Here is a 4,453-nt window from a genome sequence, read left to right as displayed (position 1 = left end):
AAATCTTTACTGATTCTGATTTATTTTCAAATTCATAACTTGCAACATTCTCAATTAGCCCAGATTTTCACCTGGGAATTAATTCCGTTCTCTTAAAAACAAAGTCTACTTAAGTAGACTTATGCTATGAGACTAGAATTTACATCCCAGGCGATTATTGAGGATGGTGCAAGTTATCAGCCCAAACCTACTCATTTAGGCAAATTTTTTCCTTAAATAAGTAGGTTTTCCCAACTTTGTTTGTTGTGATTAGCGAAAATTTTTGGGAATTTGTCTATTAAAAAATTTATCCAATATATCTGAGCATTGTTGATACATGGAGTGGTGAATATTTTTTCTGTCTCCATGATTTATTTTATCTGGGTTTATAGTCATATCTACAGTTTTTTCCTCATCACTTGATACCTCCAATTCTGGTGATGCTAAAAATGTTTTATTATCATTATCATTATTAATTTTGGGTATTAACTGCATCAATAACTCTACAGCTACACTCGGTAAAACTTTAGTATTATGGTTGACAAAAAAAGAGAAAGTTAGATTACCCAAGCGGATAATATCGCCATCTTTAAGTTTAGTTGGCTGATAAATAGGTTCTCCATTCACATAGGAACCATTTGTGCTAGAAAAGTCGATGAGATAAAAATTTCCCTGCTCTGGAAGATATTGAATAGCTCCATGACGATGAGATAGATAGGGATCGGTAATCCAGATGCCATTATTTTCATCTCTACCAATAGTCCATATTTGCTGTGGCTGTAGTAATTTTTGTGTATTACCTGTAGATAAATTGGTGGTTATATAAGTCTCCGATTCATCCACCACGCCCTGTAAATAAAGTTGGGTTAATTTTTTTTCTGTAGACTGATATTTCTCTTCTGACTGGAGAAGATCATCTATTAAAGCAGTATTACGCTCATATAATCTCAGAAATCCTTGATATAAATTTAGTCGCTTCGCTAGTTCTTCTTCTAATAAATCAGCCATAGTATATGAGTCTTCTAATGCGAATAAATGTAAATTACTAGAACTCAATATTCGGTCACAAAATTTAGGTTCAGCCTCAAGTAGGAAGCTTTCTGCCTTTAGTATCCAATATGACTACCAACTTCTTTGAGTATTGATAATTAATTGCCTAATAGAATTAAATAATACACCGCGTTTTGAATAAAACTAATACATTAGCTGGGAAATGACCCAAAATTATCAAATTTTCATGACTTTAGTCTACATTTTAGAACTTACACCATATAACTTACTCCATAGCTAGCATAATATTATTACACATAAATTTTATACTTTTTTTTTCTTGCTCTACGTATTTATTCATATAATATTACATTATTTTTTGGCAATATAGCACTATTCATATAGGTTAAGACATTGTTGAAGATGCAAACCGATGAACAGTAAACTTATTATTTATTACTTATTATTTATTACTTATTACTTGCCCATAACGCCATATATCATTATGGCAAAACAATTATACCTGATACAATAAATATATTTTTGAGAGAATAATAGTTCAAATTATGGTTACATAAATCCTCGCTTACCATTAGGACGAATTGTTAAAAAATTTGTTTTAGCTAAAGCTATTTGGTCTTCTGATACTTGAGCCCCACACATATTGGCTCCACACAGATTAGCTCCCCTTAAATTAGCATTATTAAGATAGGCATGGCTTAAATTTGCTCCTCTTAAATCAGCGCCTTCCAAATCGCTGGAATTGAGATAAGCTTTGCTTAAATTTGCATCTCTTAGATTTGCTCTATTGAGGCTAGCTCTACCAAAATCACTATTGTGCAGATTAGCTTTTTGTAGGTTAGTTTTTTTCAGTTTTGAAGCATAAAAGTTTGCATCTGATAAGTCTACACCTTGTAAATTCAGCATACTTAAATGATATGAAGAGAAGTCTCGTCTTCCTTTAAGATAAGCTGTTTGCAAACCCTCAGCATTTAATTGCCGTGTAGATGCAGAGTAGTTTTTCTTCTGCTTTATACTGGTTACCTGGTTCTGGCTATTCACACCTCTCTTTCCTGTCACTTTTACCCCTACTGTTTCACCCAATTTGGCTTTTCTGGCACGAATTGCGGCTGCGACTTGTGCTACACCTGTATTGGTAAAGTTATTGGAAGAATAACTGCCAGAATCTATACCTTGTTCATTGCTTTTGATTCCATTGGAGGGTTGAACCAGTACACTATGGGATAAGCTATCTAGGTATGGCTCCATTTCTAGATCTTTGAGGGCTTCCTTGGCAACTTGATAGCGATTACGAACTGATACTTCTAGCATTTTTCGCAATACTTTTGCTAGATGATCGCTTATGTCTACTAGTTGCTCCCACATCATTTCACCAGTTGTGGGGTTATATTCCAAATCTTTAGGAGATTTACCTGTTAACAAGTAAATACACGTGACTCCTATGGCATAAATATCACTAGCATAGACTGGGCGCATTGCCATTTGTTCAGGAGGTGCAAAACCTGGAGTGCCAATTGCAAATGCAGTTAAAGCAGTTTGTCCTGATTGTGCTGTTGTTGCTTGGCTAATTTGGTTTTTGACTGCACCAAAGTCTATCATGACTAATCTGGCATCTTGAGTACGGCGAATTAAATTAGCTGGTTTAATATCCCGATGAATAACTTTTTGACTATGAATATATTCTATTAAAGGTAGAATCTCGCTCAAAAATTGTTTAATCCCAGCTTCGCTAAAAACTCCATTTTCCTTGACTTCTTGCTGGAGAGTATAACCACTTATATATTCTTGAATTAAGTAAAATTGTTGACTGTCCTCAAAATAATCAAGAAGTCGAGGTAACTGTGGGTGATTACCAATCCTACCTAAGGTTAAAGCTTCTCGCTCAAACAGTTCTCTTGCCATTTGCAGCATGTAGGATGTGTTTCCTGATGGGCGTAATTGTTTGATGACACAAGCTGGCTCACCTGGTAGGGCTTTGTCTTTGGATAAAAATGTAGCACCAAAACCACCTTGACCTAATAATTTTATTACCTGATAGCGATCGCGTAGTAATAGTTTTGCACCACAGGCGAGGCATATGTCAGTATCTTTGGGGTTATGGGGTTTGGAGCAGATGGGATTTAAGCAGTAGCTCATGTACTATCAACTCGCTGCTGGAGGTATGAAGAGGAACATTAAACACTTAATCCCATTATTCAAATAATAGCCTGGTTTTACCAGGTTAATTTTGCTGGCTATCCTTTAAAGAATTGCTAAAGATGGAAAAAAAATACGTAAACTAACGGTTATTCTCCAAAAAAACAGGAGAATCATACTTTTTACTAAACCTTCGATTTTTATTGATAAAGTCATAATCAATTTCATGCTGCCAACAATTTCTGTCTAGGGTTACTAAAAGTTGCAAAGTATGTCGGTTTTCGTTTTCCCAATCTTGTTCGTTATAAAATCAAGTTGTAAGCACTTGACATAGGAGGATTACTATGTTCTTGATGCATAAACCTACGGGAGATATCATCGAGATTCTGACCCTAGATAAACTATTTAATCCCTGTGTAGCAGATATAACAGGGGTAGATCATTGTGGTGAGGAAATGCAAGATCCCACTTCTTATCAGAAGATGGAACTAGCTTTTCCTTCCGGTGAACTATTGCCACGTTGCTGGCTAGACTCACACTATCGGGAATCTATACCCAAAACTATTGCCAAGACACGGAATTTTGTCACGCATTAATTATTACTGATTAAGCGACACTCTCTATCTTAACTAAACTAATACACTGATTATAAAATCCGATTCTGTGTGCTTTGACCGAAGATAATGGGAGCCAAGCCCCGTCCTTGCAGGACTGATTTTTGGTATAATTGCAGACTAGTCGCCATAGGGCATTGGGAGACTTTAAACGGATATGGAGGGATAGTAAGACTACCTCGGTAGCGCAACCCAACGAAGTGTCAAGGAATCCTCTGACTTTAGGACGAGGAGGTATGTCACAACGGAAGTTACACATACAAGCGATCGCTAACTCCCACTAATTCCAAAATTCGATGATTTTCAGATTGAGAAGGCGATCGCCCAATTTATTTAACTCCATCACAATAGTACAAAAAATAGTACAATTATAGTGCAAATGAACTATAATTGTGGTTGCTGCCTTTACGCGCTCCTGGTAGCAATAATGTGTAGTACACCATTGAAAGATTTTATCTAGTAGTGGTGTACCGCACATTTACTTAGGGCTTGTTGAAAAAGTCTTTTAGTGAGGGTAGGGAGTAGGGAGTAGGGAGTAGGGAGTAGGGAATAGGGAGTAGTTCCAGCCTCTTTATTTCTATTCTTTTTGCCAGAAAAAATAACAGATGCAAGGATTTTAAACCTAAAATCCGAATTTCCTTGCACGCCCCTCCCCAATAAAATAGCCTCAAAGCATTGATAAATCAATATTTTTCAGTTATTCAGCAGACCCT

General features: G+C 36.1%; 4 protein-coding genes. 2 read left to right on the top strand and 2 right to left on the bottom strand.

Features of this window, described 5'->3' with window-relative positions; genetic code table 11:
• Nucleotides 1–249: 249 nt before the first annotated feature.
• Together CALSC_RS14125 and CALSC_RS14120 are read right to left on the bottom strand one after the other, a co-directional pair.
• Nucleotides 250–987, bottom strand: coding sequence for an FHA domain-containing protein (locus CALSC_RS14125; protein ID WP_088241964.1), 738 nt, complete (start codon nt 985–987; stop codon nt 250–252).
• A gap of 552 nt (nt 988–1,539) precedes the next feature.
• Nucleotides 1,540–3,126 carry a serine/threonine-protein kinase gene (locus tag CALSC_RS14120; protein WP_088241963.1) on the bottom strand — a complete coding sequence of 529 codons (1,587 nt, stop codon included), beginning with the start codon at nt 3,124–3,126 and terminating at the stop codon, nt 1,540–1,542.
• Nucleotides 3,127–3,470: 344 nt separating this feature from the next.
• On the opposite strand from CALSC_RS14120, the gene CALSC_RS14115 reads away from it, so the two are divergent.
• Both CALSC_RS14115 and CALSC_RS27485 read left to right on the top strand, forming a co-directional pair.
• Nucleotides 3,471–3,722 (top strand): acetyltransferase, encoded by a 252-nt coding sequence (locus CALSC_RS14115; RefSeq protein ID WP_088241962.1) that lies wholly within the window; start codon nt 3,471–3,473, stop codon nt 3,720–3,722.
• A 131-nt stretch (nt 3,723–3,853) separates the two neighbouring features.
• Nucleotides 3,854–4,024, top strand: a complete 171-nt coding sequence (locus CALSC_RS27485; RefSeq protein ID WP_235006792.1) for a hypothetical protein — start codon at nt 3,854–3,856, stop codon at nt 4,022–4,024.
• Nucleotides 4,025–4,453: the final 429 nt, after the last annotated feature.

This window comes from Calothrix rhizosoleniae SC01 (assembly GCF_900185595.1).
GTDB classification, from domain to species: Bacteria; Cyanobacteriota; Cyanobacteriia; order Cyanobacteriales; family Nostocaceae; genus Calothrix_A; species Calothrix_A rhizosoleniae.
The sequence above is the reverse complement of the archived record's forward strand: the minus strand, read 5'-3'. Positions and strand labels throughout refer to the sequence as shown.

Bases quoted from the DNA above. Each gene is read 5' to 3' on its own strand.
- CALSC_RS14115 (WP_088241962.1), top strand. From the start codon at position 3,471: ATGTTCTTGATGCATAAACCTACGGGAGATATCATCGAGATTCTGACC.
- CALSC_RS14125 (WP_088241964.1), bottom strand. From the start codon at position 987: ATGGCTGATTTATTAGAAGAAGAACTAGCGAAGCGACTAAATTTATAT.
- CALSC_RS14120 (WP_088241963.1), bottom strand. From the start codon at position 3,126: ATGAGCTACTGCTTAAATCCCATCTGCTCCAAACCCCATAACCCCAAA.